The organism is Plebeiibacterium marinum, from assembly GCF_026013615.1.
Taxonomy (GTDB): Bacteria; Bacteroidota; Bacteroidia; order Bacteroidales; family Marinilabiliaceae; genus Saccharicrinis; species Saccharicrinis marinus_A.
In genome coordinates this window covers 1-23,883 of the sequence record NZ_JAPDPI010000061.1, presented here as the reverse complement: position 1 = coordinate 23,883, position 23,883 = coordinate 1, and the positions used below count along the sequence as shown (strand labels likewise).

General features: G+C 39.3%; 19 protein-coding genes. 9 read left to right on the top strand and 10 right to left on the bottom strand.

Features of this window, described 5'->3' with window-relative positions:
* Positions 1-239: 239 nt before the first annotated feature.
* The 8 genes from OM074_RS19355 (at position 240) to rluF (ending at position 7,542) form a co-directional block, all read left to right on the top strand.
* A complete protein-coding gene (locus tag OM074_RS19355; protein WP_301202265.1) occupies positions 240-563 on the top strand; it encodes a hypothetical protein in 324 nt (107 codons plus the stop codon).
* Between the two features lie 40 nt (positions 564-603).
* Positions 604-1,584 carry a biotin synthase BioB gene (gene bioB, locus OM074_RS19350; RefSeq protein WP_301202264.1) on the top strand — a complete coding sequence of 327 codons (981 nt, stop codon included), beginning with the start codon at positions 604-606 and terminating at the stop codon, positions 1,582-1,584.
* Between the two features lie 14 nt (positions 1,585-1,598).
* The gene (bioA, locus tag OM074_RS19345) at positions 1,599-2,894 is read left to right on the top strand and encodes an adenosylmethionine--8-amino-7-oxononanoate transaminase (protein ID WP_301202262.1); all 1,296 of its coding nucleotides are present in this window, start codon (positions 1,599-1,601) and stop codon (positions 2,892-2,894) included.
* Complete coding sequence (locus tag OM074_RS19340) at positions 2,891-4,051, top strand: aminotransferase class I/II-fold pyridoxal phosphate-dependent enzyme (protein WP_301202261.1); 1,161 nt, start codon at positions 2,891-2,893, stop codon at positions 4,049-4,051. The genes bioA and OM074_RS19340 overlap by 4 nt, the downstream gene beginning before the upstream one ends.
* 95 nt (positions 4,052-4,146) lie before the next feature.
* On the top strand, positions 4,147-4,809 hold the full coding sequence (locus OM074_RS19335; RefSeq protein ID WP_301202259.1) for a DUF452 family protein: 663 nt from the start codon (positions 4,147-4,149) through the stop codon (positions 4,807-4,809).
* Positions 4,810-4,953: 144 nt separating this feature from the next.
* Positions 4,954-5,736, top strand: coding sequence for a malonyl-ACP O-methyltransferase BioC (gene bioC / locus OM074_RS19330; RefSeq protein ID WP_301202258.1), 783 nt, complete (start codon positions 4,954-4,956; stop codon positions 5,734-5,736).
* Positions 5,737-5,824: 88 nt separating this feature from the next.
* A complete protein-coding gene (bioD, locus tag OM074_RS19325; protein WP_301202257.1) occupies positions 5,825-6,511 on the top strand; it encodes a dethiobiotin synthase in 687 nt (228 codons plus the stop codon).
* 299 nt (positions 6,512-6,810) lie between these two features.
* On the top strand, positions 6,811-7,542 hold the full coding sequence (rluF, locus tag OM074_RS19320; RefSeq protein WP_301202256.1) for a 23S rRNA pseudouridine(2604) synthase RluF: 732 nt from the start codon (positions 6,811-6,813) through the stop codon (positions 7,540-7,542).
* A gap of 144 nt (positions 7,543-7,686) precedes the next feature.
* On the opposite strand, the gene OM074_RS19315 is transcribed toward rluF, so the two are convergent.
* The 7 genes from OM074_RS19315 to OM074_RS19285 form a co-directional block, all read right to left on the bottom strand.
* On the bottom strand, positions 7,687-7,929 hold the full coding sequence (locus OM074_RS19315; protein ID WP_301202254.1) for a hypothetical protein: 243 nt from the start codon (positions 7,927-7,929) through the stop codon (positions 7,687-7,689).
* Positions 7,930-7,975: 46 nt separating this feature from the next.
* Positions 7,976-8,209 (bottom strand): hypothetical protein, encoded by a 234-nt coding sequence (locus OM074_RS19310; RefSeq protein ID WP_301202253.1) that lies wholly within the window; start codon positions 8,207-8,209, stop codon positions 7,976-7,978.
* 553 nt (positions 8,210-8,762) lie between these two features.
* Positions 8,763-9,137 (bottom strand): septal ring lytic transglycosylase RlpA family protein, encoded by a 375-nt coding sequence (locus OM074_RS19305; RefSeq protein WP_301202252.1) that lies wholly within the window; start codon positions 9,135-9,137, stop codon positions 8,763-8,765.
* 196 nt (positions 9,138-9,333) lie between these two features.
* A complete protein-coding gene (locus OM074_RS19300; RefSeq protein ID WP_301202250.1) occupies positions 9,334-9,837 on the bottom strand; it encodes a hypothetical protein in 504 nt (167 codons plus the stop codon).
* A gap of 253 nt (positions 9,838-10,090) precedes the next feature.
* Positions 10,091-10,606 (bottom strand): hypothetical protein, encoded by a 516-nt coding sequence (locus OM074_RS19295; protein WP_301202249.1) that lies wholly within the window; start codon positions 10,604-10,606, stop codon positions 10,091-10,093.
* 47 nt (positions 10,607-10,653) lie between these two features.
* Positions 10,654-12,483: a fibronectin type III domain-containing protein gene (locus OM074_RS19290; protein ID WP_301202247.1), complete on the bottom strand. Its 1,830-nt coding sequence runs from the start codon at positions 12,481-12,483 to the stop codon at positions 10,654-10,656.
* A gap of 27 nt (positions 12,484-12,510) precedes the next feature.
* Positions 12,511-18,042 (bottom strand): alpha-2-macroglobulin family protein, encoded by a 5,532-nt coding sequence (locus OM074_RS19285; RefSeq protein WP_301202246.1) that lies wholly within the window; start codon positions 18,040-18,042, stop codon positions 12,511-12,513.
* Between the two features lie 391 nt (positions 18,043-18,433).
* Here OM074_RS19285 and OM074_RS19280 point away from each other — a divergent pair, with 391 nt between their 5' ends.
* Positions 18,434-20,323, top strand: a complete 1,890-nt coding sequence (locus tag OM074_RS19280; protein ID WP_301202244.1) for a methyl-accepting chemotaxis protein — start codon at positions 18,434-18,436, stop codon at positions 20,321-20,323.
* Between the two features lie 87 nt (positions 20,324-20,410).
* Here the strand turns inward: OM074_RS19280 and OM074_RS19275 are convergent, their stop codons facing one another.
* From OM074_RS19275 to OM074_RS19265, 3 genes are all read right to left on the bottom strand, one after another.
* Positions 20,411-21,718 (bottom strand): c-type cytochrome, encoded by a 1,308-nt coding sequence (locus OM074_RS19275; RefSeq protein ID WP_301202243.1) that lies wholly within the window; start codon positions 21,716-21,718, stop codon positions 20,411-20,413.
* 31 nt (positions 21,719-21,749) lie between these two features.
* The gene (locus OM074_RS19270; RefSeq protein ID WP_301202242.1) at positions 21,750-23,177 is read right to left on the bottom strand and encodes a c-type cytochrome; all 1,428 of its coding nucleotides are present in this window, start codon (positions 23,175-23,177) and stop codon (positions 21,750-21,752) included.
* 76 nt (positions 23,178-23,253) lie between these two features.
* Entirely contained in the window at positions 23,254-23,511 is a 258-nt protein-coding gene (locus OM074_RS19265; RefSeq protein ID WP_301202241.1) for a DUF4834 family protein, read from the bottom strand.
* Between the last annotated feature and the right edge of the window lie 372 nt (positions 23,512-23,883).

Below are 23,883 nucleotides of genomic sequence, written 5' to 3'. Positions count from 1 at the left end.
TTACAATTCGCTTAAAATCAATAAGATAATAATTTTGCCATAAATTATTCAATGTATTTAGAATCAGCACATTATAAAAATTTAACGAACTAATGATATTCTTACACTTATAAATAATTAACGAACTATTGTATTTAGTGCTTGCAAAAAAAACTGACGAAGCATAAAAAACCAAACCTGCTAAGAAACAACCTAAAACATCATACAACCAATTACTTTTTCGCTTATTTTTGCACGCAATGAAAAACGAAGGGCTCAATAGCATCAAAAACAAAGGTAAGCTTCATTTTAAACAATGGAGCAACAAGGGCTTTGCTGCATTTTGTTCTTTAGGAAAAGTGATTCACATCAGTAGCCTTTCGGTATCTGTTGCATTATGGGTTGGACAAGTGGTGGAGCATATAGAAGATATTCTATCGTTGTGTATTGCCCAGGAAATAAATGAAGATGCTGATGAGTTGCAGGATATTGAATTATTGCAGGCAATTCCTGCATTAGTAAATGCACCTGCTGAATATGCAAAAAGTACATTAGTTATTAATAAAAATATTAATCGCCGCTGATCGGATACACAATCTGGTTAGCGGCTTTTTTTTGTGCGTTATGGTAAAAGAAATAAAAGACAGGATTTTAAACGGAGGGGCAATTTCCCAGGATGAGGCGTTGGCATTATTAACCTATGTTGACAAAGATGAGCTGTATGCGGCTGCCAATGAGATTCGTTTACATTTCAGAGGCGATAAAATGGAGATGTGCAGTATTTTAAATGCCAAATCGGGCAAATGTACACAAGATTGCAAATGGTGTTCGCAGTCGATGTTTCACAATACAAATGTTGAGGAATATGAGCTGGTGGACCTAAAGGTTGCCGAAAAACAAGCCCGTGAAAATGCAGAAAAAGGGGTACACAAATTTTCATTGGTAACTAGTGGGCGCGCCATTTCAAATAAAAATCTCGATCAACTTTGTGGTGTTTATAAAAACATACAAAAAACAACCCCCATAAAACTTTGTGCTTCTATGGGATTGTTAAACAAATCTCAGCTTGAAAAACTAAAAGAATCCGGAGTGGAGCATTACCATTGCAATATTGAAACGGCACCTTCCTTTTTCCCTCAATTGGTATCATCCCATACCGTTGAAGAAAAAATAAGAACCATTCAATATGCCCAGGAACTAGGCATGGGTGTATGCTCAGGAGGTATTATCGGGATGGGCGAAACCCCGGAACAACGCATTGAAATGGCTTTTACTTTAAAGGAACTAAAAATTGAATCGATTCCTATTAACATTTTAATGCAGGTAGAGGGAGCTGCATTACAAGTAGATACTCCAATTTCTGATGAAGAGATACTAACGGCCTTTGCTTTGTTTCGTTTTATAAATCCTACAGCCAACATCCGCCTTGCCGGGGGAAGAAGCCTTATTGCCCACATCCAGGATAAAGCACTGGCTTCAGGTGTAAGTGCCGCCTTGGTAGGTGATTATTTAACTACTGTGGGAACCAATATTAATCAGGACAAACAAGCTTTTGAAAAAGCAGGCTTTAGTCTTGGCGAAAAGAAATGCAACAGCTGTAATTAGTACTTGATACAAAAATGAATACTAAGGAATTACTACAATACGACAAAGACCATATTTGGCATCCATATACATCAACTACAAATCCACTTCCGGTATATCCTGTTGACAAAGCAGAGGGATGTACCATTCATCTGAAAACGGGAGAGAAACTGGTTGATGGGATGTCTTCGTGGTGGGCGGCTGTTCATGGATATAACCACCCGGTTTTAAACAAGGCCATGGAAGACCAGCTAAAACAGATGTCGCACATCATGTTTGGGGGATTGACTCATGAGCCTGCTGTGGAGCTCGCTCAAAGATTAGTTGATATTACTCCGTATGGCCTTGATAAAGTATTTTTCTGTGATTCCGGCTCCGTAGCCGTTGAGGTTTCATTAAAAATGGCCTTGCAATACTGGTGGAGCAAAGGAAACAAAGAAAAGGTAAAGTTTGCTACCATCCGCAATGGTTACCATGGCGATACCTGGCATGCCATGTCGGTTTGTGATCCGGAAACGGGGATGCACCACATTTTTAACGGACGCTTGCCTATTCATTATTTTGCAGATCAACCCCAATGCAGGTATAACGAGCCTTGCAGCGATGATCATATTGCCGGATTAAAACAACTTTTTGAAGAAAACCATAAAGAAATGGCTGCCTTTATCCTGGAACCTATTGTTCAGGGAGCCGGAGGAATGTGGTTTTATTCAGCAGAATATTTAAAAGAAGTAAAACAACTCTGTGAACAATATGGGGTGCTTCTTATTGCAGATGAAATTGCAACAGGCTTTGGCAGAACAGGAAAATTATTTGCCTGCAACCATGCCAGTATCACTCCTGATATCATGTGCCTGGGCAAAGCCATCACAGGGGGCTATATGAGTTTTGCTGCTACTTTGGCTACCGATGAAGTGGCCAGCACCATCAGCAACGGATCACCTGGTGTGTTTATGCACGGTCCAACTTTTATGGGAAACCCATTGGCTTGTGCTGTAGCCAATGTAAGCATCAAACTGTTGTTAGATGGAAAATGGCAACAGAAAGTCATCCATATTGAAAAACAATTAATAAAGGGACTTGAACCATGCAAGCAACTTAATATTGTAAGCGATGTTCGTTGCATGGGGGCTATCGGGGTGGTTGAACTAAAGAAACCGGTGGATATGGCCATTATTCAAAAGGCTTTTGTAGATAAAGGTGTTTGGGTAAGGCCTTTTGGAAAGCTGGTTTATCTGATGCCTCCCTTTATTATCTCGGAACAGGAACTTGGCAAGCTGTGTTCGGCACTATTGGAAGTTATTAGCGAAACTATGGAGGGTAAAGAATGAATGTGTTTGAAAAAACATTAGAGCAAATTGAATCAGCAGGACTTACAAGAACCCTGAAGGCCATCCGGAATGACTCTTCGGGATATTGTACTTTCAATAGCAAAAAGATGCTCAACCTATCGTCGAACGATTATTTGGGGCTGGCAAGTGATGAAAACCTCAAAAGTGAATTCATGGAATTGCTGTCGCAAAACCCGCAATGGCTTACTTTTGGTAGCGGCTCATCTCGCCTTTTAACAGGAAATAATAGTATTTATGACGAAACGGAACAGACGCTAAAAAAATGGTACGGAAGCCAGGGTGCTCTCTTTTTTAACAGTGGATACCATGCCAATACCGGAATTTTGCCTGCTCTATCAGATAAAAACGATCTGATTTTATCTGATAAACTGTGTCATGCCAGCATCATTGATGGAATACGCTTGTGCCACGCTGAACAAATTCGTTACCGTCATAACGATTATGAACACCTGGAATCTATCCTGGAGAAAAAACGTGATCTTCACCAAAATGTATTTATAGTTAGCGAATCGGTTTTTAGCATGGACGGCGACCAGGCCGACTTGGAGAAGCTGGTTGAACTGAAAGAAAAATACAATGCCATTTTATATATAGATGAAGCGCATGCCGTAGGGGCAATGGGGGAAACCGGGCTGGGATTATGCGAAGAAGTTGGTGTAGTGTCACAAATAGACATCATCATCGGCACCATGGGCAAGGCCATGGCTAGTGTAGGCGCTTATGCCATCCTGAATAATGTTTTAAACAAGGTGCTCATCAACAAAGCCCGTACATTGATATTTACTACGGCACTCCCTGCCATTAACATGGCCTGGAGCAAGTTTATCATTGATAAAATGCCTGAGTTCAAACAACAACGCAAGCAGTTGAAAAAACTGGTAACGCTTTGTAACGATATGGTGCAGGATATGGGCTACAAAACATTTGGAAGTTATATTATTCCGATTGTGGTTGGGGAAAACAAGGTGGCAGTGGCTTTGGCAGAACACCTTCAGAAAAAAGGCTTCCTGATATTCCCCATACGACCGCCTACGGTACCCAAGGGAACAGCAAGGTTAAGGTTATCTCTTACAGCAAATATTAATCCTGATATATTGGATGAGGTGATGATGGAAGTGAAGAGGTTTATGGAGTAGAAGGAAAAAGAGAACAAGGGAAAAGGGAACAAGGTGAAAGGTGAAAGGGTGAACCTGATTGATTAGTAAAAGACACAATAAACAAACTCGGCAAAATGAAACATACCTGGCTAAATAATTCAAACCAAAACAAACTCATCCTGTTTTTTAACGGATGGGGATGTGATGAACATCAGTTTAACCACCTTAGTTCGCAAGAATTTGATGTGATGATGTTGAATGATTATCGCGAACTAAAGCTTGCCCCGGAAGTTATTGCGCAAATAAAAAATTATGATGAGATCCTTCTTATAGGCTGGTCGTATGGTGTTTGGATAGGCCAGCATGTTTGTGAACAATACTGCATTCAAATTAAAGAAGGAGTGGCAGTTAACGGAACCCTAAAACCGGTTCACGAACAATTTGGCATCGCTGAAACTATTGTACAGGGCACATTGAACAACCTAAATGAAAGAAACCTGATGAAATTCCAGCGCAGGATGCTTGGAGGCAACGAAGCCTGGAAAAAGTTTGAAGCCGATAAGCCCCAAAGAGATTTTAATGACCAGAAGGATGAGTTGGCAGCATTGATTCAACACTTTAAGTCTGACACTTCAGATACAACTCCCTATCAAAAAGCTTTTATCGGTTCTTCCGACATGATATTTCTGGCTAAAAACCAACTTGATTTTTGGAAAGAGAAAGCCACAATAAAAGAAATTGACGCTCCTCATTTTTGTTTTTACCATTTCAATAGATGGGAAGATATTATAAGATAATGCCTGCAAAAAACACAATGATTTTAGTTTTCCAACCCGCTCCACTTAGTCGCCTAAAGACAATTTTGGATGATGATCAAGGTGAATGTGACTTTTCTTGTGAGCAATAGATAAAACAGGGAGACAACAGATAAGGAAATTTTGATGCAAAATACAACAATAAAACAGTCCGTGAATAAGGAGCTATTATATAAACGATTTAGCAGCGCAGCTAAGACCTACGATACTCACGCTATCGTTCAAAAACATATGGCTGAAGTGCTGGTAAATATGACTCAAAAACACATTCCTGAAAATCAAACCAACATGATGGAACTGGGATGTGGCACAGGTTTGCTAACCAATCAGATTACAAGAAAATATACTGCCGAACATTATTGGGCCAACGACCTGGTAGGTGAAATGGAGCCCAACATTAAACAAATTGTTGAAAGCAATAGCAATGCTAAATTGGCTTTTTTACAAGGAGATGCCCAAACAGTATCGCCACCTGCTACGCAGGATGTTTTTTGGTCGGGAGCTACCATTCAATGGATTGAGGATCTGGACTCTTTTTTTGCCAGGATAAGTACTCTTTTAAATGCGCAAGGATATTTTGCCCTTTCTTCGTTCGACGTGGACAATTTTATGGAAATAAAAACCATTACAGGCAAGGGGATCGATTATAAAAGCATCAAAGATGTATTGGTTAGCGCAAGCAACCACTTTAAAATACTGGATTACAAATCATGGCATCAAAAAATGTGGTTTAACCACCCAACAGATGTACTAAAACATATGCGGTACACTGGTGTAAATGCCGTTTCATCAACAAAGTGGGGCAAAAAGGACTTACTGGATTTTTGTAACGACTACAAGATGTTTTGTAGTAACAACAAGTACCCTCTAACCTACAATCCATTTGTACTAATTTTACAGAAAAAATAATTCATCCACACCAACCACAAACACAATGGTTATAATAAATACTTTGTGATTTGATATATTTAGTTTCTGGTGGTAAAAACATTATACTATGTCAACCTATTTTATTTCAGCAATTGATACCGATGCAGGCAAAACCATAATTACCGGAATGCTTGCCAAATATTTAAAAGATAAGGGACGCAACATTATCACCATGAAAATGGCCCAGACCGGGTGCCCTGAATACTCAGAAGACATTGAGGTACACCGGAAGATAATGGGTTTACCAATGCTCCCCGAAGATAAAAACGGAGAAACCTGTCCGTACCTTTTTAAATTTCCTGCCTCCCCGCATTTAGCTGCCGAAATGGAATGTGTTCGCATTGATGAAGATGCCATACATCAGTCGATCAAGAATATTGAAATGCAATATAAAGATGTTTTGGTTGAAGGCGTTGGCGGTTTAATGGTACCTATTAACAAAGAGGTAATGGTAATTGATTTTATCCAACAACATAACTACCCGGTTATTCTGGTTACCTCAGGCAAACTTGGTTCTATTAACCACACCTTGTTATCTCTTGAAGTGTTGAAAAAAAGAGGAGTTGATGTGTATGGAGTCATCTACAATCATTATCCGGTTACAGCTCCGGAAATTACAGCAGATTCTGCGGGGATTATAAAAACACACTTAAAAAAATATTTCCCGGATGCACTTTGGGGAGAAGTCCCTTGTATGAATGACATCCAGGAGAACCCCGTTTTATCGCTTGATGAAAAGTGGTTTAATGTATAAAAAGGATCGGATCTGTATAGGCACTTTGTAAAACAGATCCGTTCCTTATCTATTTTCGGATATAATGACAGGAAAATCGCCTCAAACGAAATAATGCAACCAACATCAGCAACGTAGCTTACGACCCACTTTTCAAATTCAAAGAAAGTAATGGTAAGAGAATGGTGTAATCGGCGGACTTTTTGCCCACTTTTTTGACTGTAGAAAAAAGTGGGAACCCTTATGCCTCGCATGTTATTTTTCTTTCAACTATTGATTCACATTACTACCTTTGCCAAAAAAAATAAAACACGGTAATCATGAGCGAGAACAACGGGGTACGCATCAATAAATACCTTAGTGAGGTTGGATTTTGTTCGCGACGCGAAGGGGATAAACTAATTGAGGCCAGAAAAGTAACCATCAACGGTAAAGTGCCCGAAATGGGGACTAAAGTGATGGACGGTGACGAAGTACGCGTAAAAGGCAAACTGGTTTCCCCTTCAAAAGAAAAGCCGGTTTATATCGCCTTTAACAAACCCATAGGCATTGTATGCACTACCGACACCGGGGTTGAAAAGGATAACATTATCGACTACATCAACTTCCCCAAACGGATTTTCCCTATTGGCAGGTTAGATAAACCAAGCGAAGGCCTGATATTTTTAACCAATGATGGCGACATCGTGAATAAAATTCTCCGAGCCCGAAACAACCATGAAAAGGAATATATTGTAAAAGTAGATAAACCCATTACCGACAGTTTTATCCAGCGCATGAGCAATGGAGTCCCTATCCTGGATACAGTTACCCGCAAATGTAAGGTGGAAAAGCTCAGCAAATTTGAATTCCGGATTATATTAACCCAGGGTCTAAACCGCCAAATCAGGCGCATGAGCGAATACCTGGGTTACGAGGTTAAAAAACTAAAGCGCGTTAGGATAATGAACGTAAAACTAGATGTTCCGGTGGGCAAATGGCGCAACCTTACTAAAGCCGAGCTCAAAGAGATTAACCGCCTGGTTGCCGATTCCCGTAAAACGTTTGATTAAGTTTTAAAGTAAAACTGGTATTATCTGCATATCAACACCAACAATCTATCCCACTTTATAAACTTTATAAACCTTCAACTTTATAAACTTTATAAACTTTATGAACTTTCAACTTTACAAACTTTCAACTCTATAAACTCAGTACTAGTGTTCATAATCCTTTAGCACAGGCATTTTTATTTTTTGGGGTTCCTGTTTCCGGAATAGCTCAAATTCTTGTATTACGTCCTGCATGTCTTTGAGGAATATTTCATCAGCTCCATTTTTCTTTGCCACATCATAATAAGCCTTCAAAGTTTCTACTGCCGAAACATCATGACCGGCTATAACAAAAGCCGGTTCATCATTTTTTATACACTTGTGCAAAATTACTTTTTGATCTTTCATAACTACTTTTTATTACCCGTATGTATTTATTCTGTACGGTATACGGCTAGTTTTGTTTATCCAGCTCTCCCATTAGATCTTTAATTGTTTTGTACAAATCCGCTTTGTTTTTCTCTTTATCTTTTAACAATGCATCCCACGCATTTTGTTTGTGGGGAAAAGGATCTTTAATTTTGGAGAAATGGCACTTTAAATACTCCTCCGTATTAATGGTATTTTCCAACTCTTTAAGGTTGAACATTAATTTCCTGATTATGTTTATTTCTCGATTATAGGTCATTGTTTGAATGTTTGTTGGGAAACTGTTAAGTCGTTCAAAATCCTTTGCAGAATTTTACCCTCCTTTCCTTAAGTTTTCATTAGCTCAAGGTATTTTTGATAAGCATGCAAAACTTTTGCTTTATCAGTTATAAAAAGATGTATGGGTTCTCAAATACGTAAGAAAAACTTTAAACTTTTGTTAAGTACAGCAATGGTTCTGATTAAAATATGGTCTTGAAAATTGTAAAAGTCGGTTAATTACATTTTAAAATTAAGTTTGTTATTTCGATCTCACATGCAACTTACGCTACAAAGTAAGCATGGGATTATCTTAGGTTTTCATTTTTATATGGTTTTAAATTTTAATTACATACAAAATTACAACTTGCGTTTTATATGTATTTTTCAAAAGCACCTCAAAGATAAACTAATAATTTATTTTACCAAAAAACACAATAATTGAATTCTATTGTGACGTAGTCGTTTATTCTAAAGAAGATATTATTCGCCACCACCCCTCTGTTTAGTTAACATATTTACCCAAAAACCTAATGTCATATTTTGTCCTTATTTCACTCTTTTTCCTCTTTCAACACAACAATCTCCACCTCAATGATGCCTGCCCTAACGCCATCCAATTGCGATGCCGCACTTTTACTCAAATCAATAATCCTTCCTTTTACAAAAGGTCCGCGGTCGTTAATGGTAACTACAACGTTTTTTCCATTTGCAACATTGGTAACTTTAACTTTGGTTCCAAAAGGAAACGTTCGATGGGCAGCTGTTTTTAGCTCGTGTTTGTAAACCTGACCACTTGCTGTTTTTTTGCCCTCAAATTTATCGGCATAATAAGATGCCTTTCCTTTTTGCTGGGCATAAGTAGTAGCAAAAGCAAATAATAAAAAAAGGAGTATAACCGATTTGTATGTGCTCAGGATGTGCTTCATTTTAGTTGTTTCTTAAACCAAAACCTTGTACGCATAATTGGTTAATTTGTTTTCCAAGGAAATCTTGTTGGGATAATCAAACATAGATAAGTTAAAACATCTTTTCGGGCACAGCAAAGCGCATCACCCTCTGGTAATTTAGCATCATAAGATAATTATACATAAAAGGCAGGTAGGGGGTTCGAGCGATGGGATACTATTTTACACTCTGCAGACCATTCTTTTCACTGTAGGTATAAAACACATAATAGGGTATGTTTTCCATATTATCTTTCGACAAACGATACTTCTGATGTTTATATATTTCTGTTCTGCCTTCTTTACGCGCCAATTGAAGAAAATGCTGTTTCTCTCTATGGTTAAGTGAGATATTATTTGTTTTAACTAAGAAAGACTTGTATTTATACAAGATCTTCTTGAATGTGAATCCATATTCTTTAATATCAGTTGGTTTGTATACGGTGATTTTTTTCTCTCCTGATTTACAAAACGGAACCTCAACAAAGGTCATCTCATAATCAAAACTATTTAAGGTTACCTGACCATTTCTTCTGGCAAAAGTATACAGTTTAACCTCACCTTTAATAGTGTCGTTTTGATTGGTAATGATATATCCGGAAACTTTCTTTGCTTCACTTTTCATTTCACCAATAAAAACAAGAGTCAGAATTAACAAACAATAATAGATCAACTTTTTCATAACAATCCTATAGATAATAAATTCAAAAAGAGGTTGGAATTAATGGTTTAAAAGACTGAAAGCCTTACACATTCTCTATAAGTTTCAGGCGTACAGTCTGTGATATTACAGGCTTTTCGCCTTTTGAATATACCCTAATTTAAATAATTAAGGGCAGCATAACAGCCGCCCTCAAAATTAAAAATATTTCCTGCCTGATTCTTTATTTAAAGCTTTTTAATTTACTAAAAGCCTATGTTGTTTACAACCGTTCTTAACGTCCCCATATTCTTGTTAACCGTTCCCCATTACGACAATAATAATACTCGTAAAAAGGATGATGACATGTTAGATTCCATTCACATCTATCAAGGTAAACCTGGTGCTTATACACTTCATATCCATCTCCACTCGAAATCAACTGCAAAAAGTGCTTTCTATGACTCTCTTTGGTAACAAGACTTTTCTTTATAACAATTTTAGTTCTGAAAATATAGAGCTGATTTCGACAATAAAAACCATATTCTTTTATTTGACCTGGCTTAAATACATCATAGTGGTCGGTCAGACTTTCTTTAAAAGCCACCTCTATAAAATGCCATTCAGGATCAAACCCGTTAAAAACAAATCCTCCTGTACGCCTGTTAAAAACAAAGTGCTTTATAAAACCATTAACAGTATCATTTTGGTTGGTGATGATATAGCCTGTAAATTTTCGGGCTTCCATTTTAGATTCCCCAAACACAAATGCAAAAACCAGGAATAATCCAACGCATAAATACTTCTGCATAATCTCCTTGACTCTTTTACAAAACAAAAAGTGTATCAAAAAATGTTTTAGTTGATTTTAATTCTTTCTATGGCAAAATTTTCAGAATTCATATCTACTTTACTAATAGAAATAATCTCATCTCCATAATTGAATAAAAACTTAGGATACCCTTTTAGCAGGATCTCGTCGCTACGGGTTAACTCAGGATATTTTACAATTTGAATTGATTTCCTGTTTGAAGTACCTGCATAGATTATGGTTCCTTCTTCATTAAAGGCAAAGTCAGAAAATGTAAGTGTCCCCCTATCAATCATCCCTTTATATATCATTGAGGAAGTGGCACTATAAACAGCTCCATAGGTGCTGGTAACTGTAAATTCACCGTTTAATGAAATCCTGAAAATATTAGGATCCAACGGATGATCTCCATGGTAACTGTCATCATAATGCTTGAGGATTTTTCCCTCATCATCCAATTCAAAGTATTCCATATCCACAGGGCTCACCTGCCTCGAAATAGAAACTATGTTATTGCTATTGGGCACAAACCTCAAATAATCACCTTCAAAATCCCCATTCCCACTGATATTGATACCTGTTGCCCTGGAATAGGTACGAACCGGCTGCTCCCACCATGGCGAAGGTTCTACTGAGGCAACTATATAACCCTTGTTGTTGGTAACCACACATTCTGTTGGCAGACCTGTATTGATTGAGTAAACCAAATCGAAGGTATTGGCATTATAAATATGAATAAAACCACTGTTATTAGGAACATAAACCTCCAGGCCGTAACCATTATCTCCTACAGCAAACCTGCCAATTGACCCTTGTAGGACAACTGAATTAATTTCGGTTTGTGTTTCATAATTGATGGCCTTTAGCTTATTCAAAAACTGATCATAAATAAACACCACCGGCTCTGAGGGATGGTGAACCGCAAACTTTGGCAGGTCGTAATAAATTTTGCCTGCAGGTTGTTCTACTTTTATTTTATTGCTGTTTCTGGTGTGACCATCAGTGTTCACTATTCTGAGATAATAATATACTTCACTTACTAACGGTGGCAATTCATCAACAAACTCAGTAGATTCAATTGTACTAAAAGAGGTGATTATAGTCCCTTCAGCATCAATACCCGTAGCCCTTAATAGCTCATATCTCTTAAAATCATCCATCCCATATTGCTCCCATTTCAATTCTACCCCGGAAGTCACCACTTCAGCCGAAGTTAATGTGAGCGGGCCTGGAGCCAATGTGGATAAATCGAATGTTTTTGATGCAATAAATCCATCAGCATCGGTGGCTGAAACCGAAATAGTATGAACCCCTCGTGACAGGTCTGCTGTTTCGAACCTCACATTATCATTAACATCCGGATTTGTCTTATGCAACTCCCCATCCAGACTACTGGATATCACAACATCAATATCGCTTGCCGGAGAATCCTCATCGGTTACATTAAACGAAAAAATAACATTTTCTCCCAGGGAAAAGTTGGCAGGCAATGAAGGCAAGATCACCTCTATTTTTGGAGTATAACCCGTACTCACCCCCCTTTCGATATAGATATTTACCCTATCCAATGAATCTGCCTGAACATTTACAACTGCTTTTCCTGCTCCATACCCACTCACTTCTGCATAAATTTCATACGATCCCGACTCAATCCCCCTTATTAATGTTGTACCAAATTCATCTGTTACTCCCTGCAGAGTAGGAGGAACTGTAAAAACGGTTGCTCCTTCAACCGGACCCGATACGCCATAATAACCTCCATTTTCTACAACTGTAACATAAATATCTCCTTTACTGCTTACAGGATCTTTGTCATCTTCACATCCTAACAATACAATTACGCATAAGAATGCGAATAAAATTTTACTTCTCATCATTTTTTGTTCTGGTTATTTATTAAAAAATCATTCTGCTACTACTTCAACCCACTTGCCGGCCCTGCGTGCTGTTATCTCATTGTTATACATCGCTTGGCACGATACCGAAGGCAGATAATACCGTCCCTGGTAGGTGGCATTTAGCAATACAATAAATATTTTGCTTTTTTCTCTTGGCAAGTCAAAATAAGAATACACCCTATCATCACGGATATCCCTGTACTCCGGCATATCCACTTCAAAGGACGACCTTACATCTTCCATCCTGGTATTCCTGATTTCCCAACCTGAAGGAAAGATCTGGGTCAGGGCCATATCTTCGTATCCCGAAAGTTGTCCGGGGTGGCTCACGGTTACAACAGCCATAAAATCGGTGCCTTGTTGTATTTTTGAAACATCCATAGTTTTACCATCAAGGGTTGTGTATTTAACCGACAGTTTCAAATTTGAACTTTCGCTTACAGTATCTCCTTTAAAAGGCGTTCCTTCCAACACTACCCGTACAAACAACACACCTTCTGCATGGTTTTTAATATCAACACTGCCTGGTGAAGACTGATTATCCGAAATTTCTACCTGATGAATTGGTTTATCTGAGCGAATTTCATTTTTTCCAACTTCACAATATAACTTGTTGCTTCCACTACGCTCTACCAACTGCGACAAGGCAATTAATGAATATGCTGTTGTTTGCGTACTCAACCAGCTTTGGGAACTCAGTTTTCCTGCAATCTCTTTCATTAACGGAGCTGCCTTATCCAGTTCTCCCAATAAAGAAAGAGTTTCCAATATCATGGCCTGATCACGAAGCACAGATCCGTACGAATAATACTTACTTTTCGCTTTTACATCTATGGTGGTGTTTGCAATTAACTGAGAGGCCACATCTTGTTGGCCAATGAGTGCATATGCCGCAGCCAATCTCCAGCGGGCCTGCGCCGAGAGGCTTGAAATATGCCTCATCCTGTTCATGGCACTTTTATCGGGCTTATCAGCTAAGGCTAGTGTATACAACCTATAGGCCTGATTCAGATCCTGGTAATGCCCAAAGTTTTCAGGCGTCCAGTTGCCCGACCTGCGTTTTTGATATTGCACCCATTTGTTTTTAAAATTGATAGGCAAACTATAACCTTTCTTTTCAGCCTCCAATAAAAAGTGACCTGCATAGGAAGTGCCCCAATCATCAGCTTCTGTATTTCCTGGCCAGTAGGCAAAACCTCCATCTCTGGTAATAAAAGTTGACAACCTGCTGATACCGGCTTTGACATTTTTTTCAATTCGGGCTTTGGTATTCTCATCCACCTCCATCACATTTTCCAAATACAATTGCGGGAACACCGAACTGGTAGTTTGCTCCACACATCCATGAGGATAGCTCAACAAATACTTTAACCTTCGCCCAAAATCTACCGGAGGGATGGACGATAACTCTACTGTGACTTTATTGGTGCCATCCATTCCAAACAATTCATATGGGATTGCCCCTGATTCATGTGCCTGAAAGGACTTGCTCACTGATGTAACCCTTGGCGGATTCGGATTGCGAACCTGAATCTCTATTTCATCTTCTGCAACAGCAGAGCCCGATTTGGCTATAATCTTTACTTTACCTACGCCCAGTTTCTTTGGTATTTCTATTGTGAACGGGATCACTTTATCTCCTGATTTATCGAAGGTGATTCTTTGCTTTTTATTTCCTTTTACGTCCAATAATTCATTTGCTTCAACCGAAACTTCCACATTTTTAATATCATCACTCATGGCAAAAACAGTAACAGGCAGCTTCACCGTTTCACCAGGTCCCAAAACCCTTGGCAACGTAGCCAGTACCATCAAAGGTTTCTTAACCGGGGTGGCTTTCTCCGCATTACCATAACTACGGTCATTACGTGCTACCACCATAGTTCGTACAGAACCAATGTATTGCGGCATCTTAAACTCATGCGTTTTTGAATCCCCTTTTCCCAATTCAAAAGGCCCAAATACCTTTACCACCGGTTTAAAACGGTTGGCACTCGGATCTTTTTGTTTGGCATCCAGTTCACCATCCCCACCTATACTAAACACCCTTTCTATTTGTCCGCCATAAGCTCCTATTACCTGATTATAAATATCCCAGGTTCTTACTCCAAGGGCTTCCCTGGCATAGAAGTGATTCCATGGCTGCGGTGTTTTGAAACGGGTTAAATCCAATAGCCCTTCTTCAACCATAGCGATGGTGTATGTCATCGGACTACCACTCTCTTCGCTCACCTTAATTTTTACCATCTGTTCAGGCACCAGGGTATCCGGCATATCAATACGTGGTTTCAGGTGGGTTTGCGCATCTTCTACCAACAATGGTGTAACGCCATACATTCTAATGGGCAAATTGTTGGCTGTTTGGGCGTGAGGTTGCAATAAGGTAACATGAACATAGATGTTCGGTGTCATTTCCTTTGTTACCTCAAACTGAAACGAGGTATATTCCTTTTGTGTTTCTACCCAATATTCTTTAATAACCTTTGATCCATTTTCAACAGTTACCAATGCCCTTCCTCCTTCGGAAGAAGCAAAATTTACCCGGGCCATATCCCCAACATTATACCTTGCTTCTTCTACAGACAAGGTAAGCATTGAGGCAGCTTCCGGGTTGTCGCCAACCGGTTTTGCTGCATATCCGGGCCAATCCACATACATGGTTTTGCCACACACATGTCCGCTAACCGGGTCAAAAACACGAACCAGATACCTTCCCCAATCGGGATATTTAATTTGAAAATCAAAACTTCCGATACCTTTATCGGTATCAAAATCTCCCTTCGCAATTATTTGCTGCGACGATGACGAAATATATCGGGCCAGGTTATCCTCACCTGTCTCCCACCACCAGCGCCAGCTCACCTTATATATAATGTACTGCAAATTTTTTCTGGAAACAGGATTCCCATCCGGATCAACAGTTACTACGCTAACAGAATGATCCTTATCCGTTACCAGCATACCTCGTTTATCGCCCACAGGGATTTTTACCCCTACATAGGATTTATACGGACTATAAGGAATCGAAAAACGATCAATACTATAATCACCACTCTCCTCAAAAACCCTGGTCCGGAAGGAAGCCTTTAACATTCCAGGAGCCTCATTGCTCACTTCCAGATTTCCCCTCACCATAGCAATTCCATCCGCATCCGTTTCCCCTTCGAACAGAGTTACTTCCTCACTTGAAAACTCCCGGGTTGGATCATCAAAAGTATATTCGGCATATTTATCAAACCTTGTTGGAACAGATGTCAATGTAGCGGTTACATTTGCCTTCAGGTTTTTTGCCACCGCACCATGGAGCCATTTTACATCCATTTTTGCTGCAATATATGGTTCCAGAACTGAGAGTTTCTCCTTTCCAAAATCCATATTTATTTTTAAACGGTTTGGCTTAATGGTTTCAACCTTTAGCGCTTTACTAAATACAGTACCTCCCACCAGTATCCTGGCCATCCAGTTACCGGTTGGGGCTTCCTGACTGGTGGGTACTTTAAACAAATACATATTATTAATACCCGAAGCACTGACCATTCGTTTTACCAGTTGCCCGTATGGATTGCTCAACTCAAACACTACAGGATGCTTCTCAGGCAGTGTTTTTTCCCTGTCTTCCAAAATAAAGGATACATACAAGGTATCTCCGGGACGCCATACACCACGTTCACCGTAAATATATCCCTTCAACCCTTTATCTATAGTTTGTCCGGCAACATCAAACCTACTTAGCGACAAAGAGGATCCATCATCCAAACGGAGATAGCCCCTTTGGTTTTCATGTTTTGCAATTAACAAATACGGCTTTTTTGTTACATCCAACCTCACAAGCCCTTCTCCATTACTTTTTGAAGAATTGATAAGCTGGTTCTGATAATTATATACATCAACCTCTACATTGGCTATGGGCTCAGTGGTTCTTAAATCAGCAACCGCTACTACCATCTCCTTATCACTACCTTTTTTTGCAATAATCCCCAGGTTCGATGCCAGAATATTCCTGCTGGCAAAACGCTCACTTCTGTAATAAGCTTTTTTACAAGGATCGTCCCTATCGCGCCAGTTGTAATAATAATATTCATTATCCCAATAGCTCGAACCCTGATCAGGGTTATCATAATAAGCTATTTCAGCTTCTGTAATCTCATCTTCATCCGCCAACTGATTATCTGTCTCCATTTCTGACTCACTGGCGCAAGGATATATGGCATTTTTACGGGCAAACCTCAACTCAACCCTATATATTGAGCCCCTGTCCACTTTTATTAAATCTTCCAGATTAATAGAAAAGGTGTTCCACTGGTTTAAATTCACCGTCCTGTCAACATTCAGGGGAATTGTTTTTTTTACAACTAACCGTCCGGCCCTTTTTAGCTGATATGCACCATCCAGTTTATTTACCTGTAAAAATGAAGCGATATTGTTTTCAAAAATCTGGATCACACGCACCTGCACTTCTTTTAAACTCACGGCCTTAAAAGGAACGCTCAAACCATCTGATTCCGGCAATATAGTCCCCTTCCCTAAAAATTCAACCTGGGGCTTTATGCTGGTAAAAGTAAGTGTAAACACCTCATCCCCATCGGTTTTTGTTCCCAATATATTTTCTACCCCCTCATAAACACGAAGCTTTACTGCTCCGGTTATTGTACGGTCAGGGGTAATTTTAATTACATTCCCCTCAATAGTAGTTGTAAAAGAATGATCTATATCCCAGGTAACCAGTCCTGCCAGATTCTGATTAGGGCTTAAAGGATCTGTAAATGTTATCTCAATAGCCTGGCGGGGATGAAATACAGCCCTTGCATCTACCAGTTCAAAGTCGCCAATCCCCGGTATTTCAATTTTCTTTGTTTCTTCCTTATCAATACCAATGCTCGTTCCGTTCAGCTCCAATTTAAGTTTATCTTGCGAATCACCCCTGCGAATATGGTGGATTACAAACGGAAAATTATTCTGCCTAACCGTTGAAAGCCATTCCACTTTTAGCTCTTCTCCGTTCTGGAATGATTTTATTATTTTATGTACCTGGATGGTATCGGCATAATCAGAAAGAATCAGGTTTCCCGATATTTTATTGTCCGAAAGGTCTGTATTATCATAAGGAGTAACCTCACCAACTTCAACACGATAATTTTGCGTAAGCGTTTGAAAAGAAAACTCAAAATCCTCTTTGGCATCAGTAAACACCTGAGCCATTTTTACTTTTACATTATATACCGTTTCCTGTTCAAGCTTTTTTTTTGGTTTAAATACCAATGATTGTTCATCAGCCCAATATACCTCACCCTCAATTTTGGGTTTCATATGCAGGATGCTGGATGAAGCAGGGCTTCCCGGTTCCGCACTGCTTACTTTTTCCGAAAAACGCACCATAATTTCAGCCTGGTTCGAAACCATTCCCGATGTAAATGCACTTACTTTAGGATTATACTTAACTTCTGATAAAGTTGGGGAAACTTTGGGAGATCTGTTGCAGGCGGTTATAAATACCATACACACAACAGCAATTAGGGATAGAACTTTTTTAGTTTGCATCTGATAATTTAAGCGGGTTAATTTTATATGTTAATTTCCAACACCCGAATGTACAAATACTTTTTAATTTAACGACTAAGCCCGTCGAACAATTTACCCAAACAAAGGATCGTTATAATTCACCAGTAAATTCCATACATGATATTATTCAGGCTCCAAAACTATTTTTTGAGATATTTTTACATCCCACTATATTTTTCATAGGGTCAATGTCAATATTTAAGCTTTTATTGCCACAGCATTTAATATTATTTAAGGGTTAACGGCTCGCTTTTTAAATTTGAACACGAAACCTTTTTGTTGTAAATGTAGTAAAAGAGATCATTAAATTTTTGTGATATTATATTGGGGACACTATATCACAGCTGTTGGATATATTAATAAGAGTTGTATGAATCGATTTGTTTTCCGCTTAAAGGGCAGGTTACTTGCCAATGTTTTAATTTCTTCAACCATTATTTTTGCCCTGATACTTGGCTTTATTACTTTAAACATGAGAAATCAAGCCATTTCTTCTGCCACAAATATTATTAAAACACAGGTTTCTGAGTTTAAAAACCTGATTGAAGGTGAACTGGGATTGATTCATGAAGGAGCTGAAGTGTTGGCAAATACCTATGAACAATATTTAGAAATGGATACCAAGCCCAAGGATAACGTTTACAATACCATGTTAACCAGCTGGCTCAAGGATAATCCCGAATTCCTGTCAACCTGGCAAATTTGGGAACTCAAAGCTCTTGATCCCTCCTATGAGTTTAAAAATGGAAGAATACGTAATGTGTACTACAGGCTAAATGGAGAAATAAACCAGGCAAAGTCTACCGTTGACATGAACAACGATGACCTGAACAGCTTGTATTACCAGGCACGAGAAGAAAACCAATCAGACATCTGGGATCCATACTACGATGTGGTTACCAAAGAACTGGAGGGTATTTTGATGACTTCCATCGTTGTGCCTATTCAAAAAAATGGCTTATTCCAGGGTATTGTTGGAGTCGATATCAGGCTTGATAACATGGAAGACATTGTTTCAGACATGAAATCCTTTGATGGCGCCATTAGTTTTCTGCTATCAAACAACGGAGATATTGTTGGCCATACTAATAATGAATTAATAGGAAAATCAATTTTTAAAAACACCCCGATAGACTCCACATTACTTAAAGACGAAATCCAACAGGCATTGGAAACCGGGATATATCAAACCGAATTCAACAACGGGGATGAGGATTGGTATTTAACTTTGGCCACCATACAGGTAAAAGACACCCAAAAAAAATGGACCCTGGGCATTCAGGTTCCCAAAGAGGTTGTTTTAAAAGAAACCAACAACATATTTTATCGCAGTATGGCGGTGGGCATGATTGGCTTGATCATATTCTACATTATAATATACCTTTGGGCAAATGGAATAGTAAAGCCACTTAAAAGCAGCGCCAACTACACAAAAGAAATTGCCAATGGAAACCTAAATGCTTCCATCGATTTTTCCAGGAATGATGAAATCGGTGATATCATTACATCACTTCAAAGCATGACGGGCAACTTAAAAGCCATCGTCCAAAAAATCATCTCAAGTTCCGACCATATAAACGCATCAAGCAACACTTTAAAATCATCAGCTTTAAAACTAAACGATGGCGCCTCAAATCAGGCCGCCTCATCAGAAGAAATAAGTTCCTCGATGGAAGAAATGGTAGCAACCATCCATCAGAATACAGATAATGCCCAAAAAACAGAGCGTATTGCCAGCAATGCTTCCGAGGAAATGAAAAAAGGCTACGAAGCCATTAAAACCACAGAAGAATCAATGACCGAAATAGCCACAAAAATAATGGTGATTGACGACATTGCAAACCAAACCAACATCCTGGCTCTAAATGCAGCCGTTGAAGCAGCCAGGGCCGGAGAGCAGGGAAGAGGGTTTTCTGTGGTTGCCAATGAAGTAAAAAAACTGGCTGAACGCTCACAGGCAGCAGCCAAAGAAATTATTGAGCTAACCAAACACGGCGTTGAAGTTTCAGAGGCATCAGGAAAACAAATGAAAGCAGTAATCCCCGAAATTGAGGAAACCGCACTTTTAGTGAGCGAGATTGCAGCTGCCAGTATCGAACAACAAAGCGGGGCACAACAGGTTAACAATGCCATACAGGAACTTAACGAAATTACCCAACAAAACTCCTTATCAGCAAATACATTTACCAGTAGCGCCCAGGAACTATCAAAACTGGCCACTGATTTGAAAAAGATTATTGATTACTTTAAAATGGGCTGATCCGGTTTTCAATGATCAATTAGCAGGTATCAATTTAATCATTGCTAATTGATCATTGTTTGTTGTTTGTTGATCATTGCCTCTCTGTTACTGTTCAAAAATATAATCTCCCAGATCCTTTAACTCCTCATCAGTAAGCTGAGGGAATCCTGTCATTGCCGGATATTCCATCCTTTTGCGGCCAGGGACGCGCACCCACTTTTTAAAACCCTCAAAATCATCTTTATATACCTCAATCATTTCTGTTACCGGAGGCCCAACCAACCTATCTTCCAATTTGTGGCACACGGAACAATACTGCTTAAACAACTTTTCTCCCGGTGGCAAATCTTTTTCTGCTTCCAGTCCCATTTCTGCTTCCAGAGCTGCCTGTTGAACCATCTCAATATGCCTGGCCGTTCTTTCTGCCATAAGTTTTTGATGGGGCTCAAGGGCATTGGCCCGGTAAACATGACGCCCCGTACCCATAAAAATCACAGTAACGGTCAATATCCCAACCACATAATAAAAATAACGCCCTATCTTTTCCACAGGACCTGTAATTTCTTTCCACATCAGCACCATGGCAACAATAGCAAAACTAACACCCGTAGCTATAAACCAAAACATATCCCAGTCAACCCCTTTTGAGGGCAGGGTGATAAAAACAACCGATCCAAACAAAAACTGCGATACAGTTGCACCAAAACCAAGCGAATAGAACTTTTTCTGAAGCTCATATTTGGTAAACCCTGGCAGCTCTTCTTCAAACTCAAACGACTTACGACTTATATAATAAAACAAAAACAACCCGGTAATGGCCAATGATGCCACTACAAAATGAAAATACCTGGGCAATACATTGGGTAATGACAATGCAGAGAAAAAACCACTCACCTCCCCCCATTTTTCAGGGAATAACATCAGGTTAATATTGGTTAAAAACACAAACGGGATAAAAAGGAAACAGCCCACTGCCACAGAAATAATAGCGATATGCAGCGGTTTATTATCCTCTAAAATCTTCCAGGTATACTTATGTGCATACAGCAACAAAAACACAAAAGCCACCAATGGCACCAGCATAATCCAATATTTACCGGTAAGCGCATTTGCCGAGTAAAAATAAATGGTATACAACACATTAATCGACAATAAAGGAGCCACACCCAACACAACCGCCAGACTCTTATTCACCGTAATGGTCTGCGCCACCTGATAGGCCAGCGAATCATACCTTTTATCCTTCAGGCCTTGCCGTTCAAACCATAAGGTAAGTATAGAACCTCCTAACATAAGGTTTACAAACAAAATGTGTAACAAAAACGACAAAACCAACAAGGTAATCAACAACCACTCAGGTAAGGGCAAAGGAAGTGGAATATCTTTGGGCACCAATTGCATCTGACTGAACATATATTTATAGATTTAAGTTCTGAAAATTAGTTTACTGATCTGATTTAATTTTGTATAGATTAACTTCTGTACCATTAATCTGAACCCCCTCCAGTGTTTCCGGATGCTCCTGGAGCGATTTGATATATAACACCAGAGCATCCAATTCCTCTTCATTCCCCGGGAACGGAGGCATAAATATTTTCACATTATGCATTCCGGAAATATAGGCTTTCATGGCCGTTGCATCAAATGGCTTTTCTGCACCATACATTTTTTCAAAATTGGTAACTATCGAGTTGATCCCTCCGGTGGTATGGCACCTGGTGCAAGCTATCTTAAACACGTTTTTCCCGGCCTCAAGCCTGTTGCGTTCTGTTACTTTTGATGTATTGGTATACGATGAATGAGGCAAAACTCCATCCCGCTTAAATAAAGCATAATCCTCTTTCAGCAATCCGTTGGCATACATATAATCGGCTATTACATATGGCTTGCGAATAAACTCACGTAAGCGCTCAAAAGTACCCAAAAATCCAAATAGCAATATCAGTGGAATCCACAGCCAACCTTTGGGAAATTTCCTTGGTTTCCAAAGCAGTCCCAGGCAAACCAAAACAGCAACTGCAACAGCTCCTGCTACAACATAAATTAACGATCCGTACCACTCCTGAAATTGTTGCGTCCCCAAAGCAACCGGTAAGTTGCCAACCATATAGTCCGGAATCTTTATATAATAAATAAATGCCCCAAGGGCCGCAATTGGAGTCCAAAACAAGGTATATAAGGTCATGGTCCTGGTTGCAGGCACTTTAACCGGATTATCTTTTTTAAGGAAAAACGAAGATAGAAACAAGGCAAACATCCCTCCCATCATCATGGATACTCCGGTGCGGAAAACCAACTGGGGCATATAGATTGGATTCAGCACTCCCGACCAAAAGTCACCATCATTCAACCAATTTCCCGGATCCATCATAAACCCTAAAATAGCAACAATAATAGCCATGGTCAACCACGAAAATATAGCCAGAGATGCCCCAAAAATAATATGCTTCCTTTTCCCTTCGCGGGTTTTCGACAAGCGTTTCCACGATAAAAAGTAGAGCATGATTAACACAACCTCGGTTACAAAAATAAGCCACTCTGTAAACCAGGCCATATAAAAAACACGGATTAAACTTGCTATCGAAGCAGGGTTTACCAAGGCAGCGGCAAACCATATACCTACCCCTGTTAACGCCCCTACTGTAGTGGTTATAACAAAGGCAACAAATAAAAGCTTATACGAAAACTTATCCCAGTAAGCACCTTTTTCAGGCTCTGTTTCTCCTGATTTATATCCCAAATACTCGAGCAGTGTAACAATAGGAACAAAACCAACAGCAATAGCGTGGTTTATTAAAACGTGGATAATGGCAATAACGGCAACCAACATCCGGTTACCCATAAAATCTAAATGAAAAAGAGGAAAATCCATATTTATTGGTTGTTAGGAATTTGCGTAATAAGATAATCAATTACACCCTAAGAACCAACAGCAATTTTATCAAATCCTACTTCACCTCTTCATAATCCACATACTCTCCCATGTCATCGGTGGTCATTTTTTTGTTTGATTTTCCATTTTGAATAGTCACTTTCCCCTCTTGCTGCTTCATTTTTTCGGCATATTGCTTTTGCTTAACATGTGGATTATTCATTTTATTCACCCTGTTAGCAATAAACATTGGCAACAAAATCCGTCCGATAAACTTAACCAAGTAATAAAAAATTGCAATCAATAAAACAGTCCTCAAAAACCCTATAATCATTTTCCTGTATTTAAAAATCCCGGCAAAATTCGCCACACCAAATTTACACTAATTATGCCACAAATGTAAATCCGACATTATTTCAGCTTTTCCAACAAAATTGCACTAAAGTTGACAGAATTATCAGGGCGCCACCCTCAATACAACAGTCTTTTTCAATATAAACTTCTTTCCTCGTGGTCGGGATGTAATTGAGGCTTTTCCGTATTGTGGTCGTGGCAAGTTCGTATCAACTTCGGCTTTTTGTCGACCTCTATTCGTCTCCTGTTCGTATGTATAAGGCGAACCGTAGTCGAAGCCTACCCGAACACTTCCCGAACACATCCAGACTCTTTCCCGAAGCCGTATCGAAGAAACGTAGGAAAAAACTCG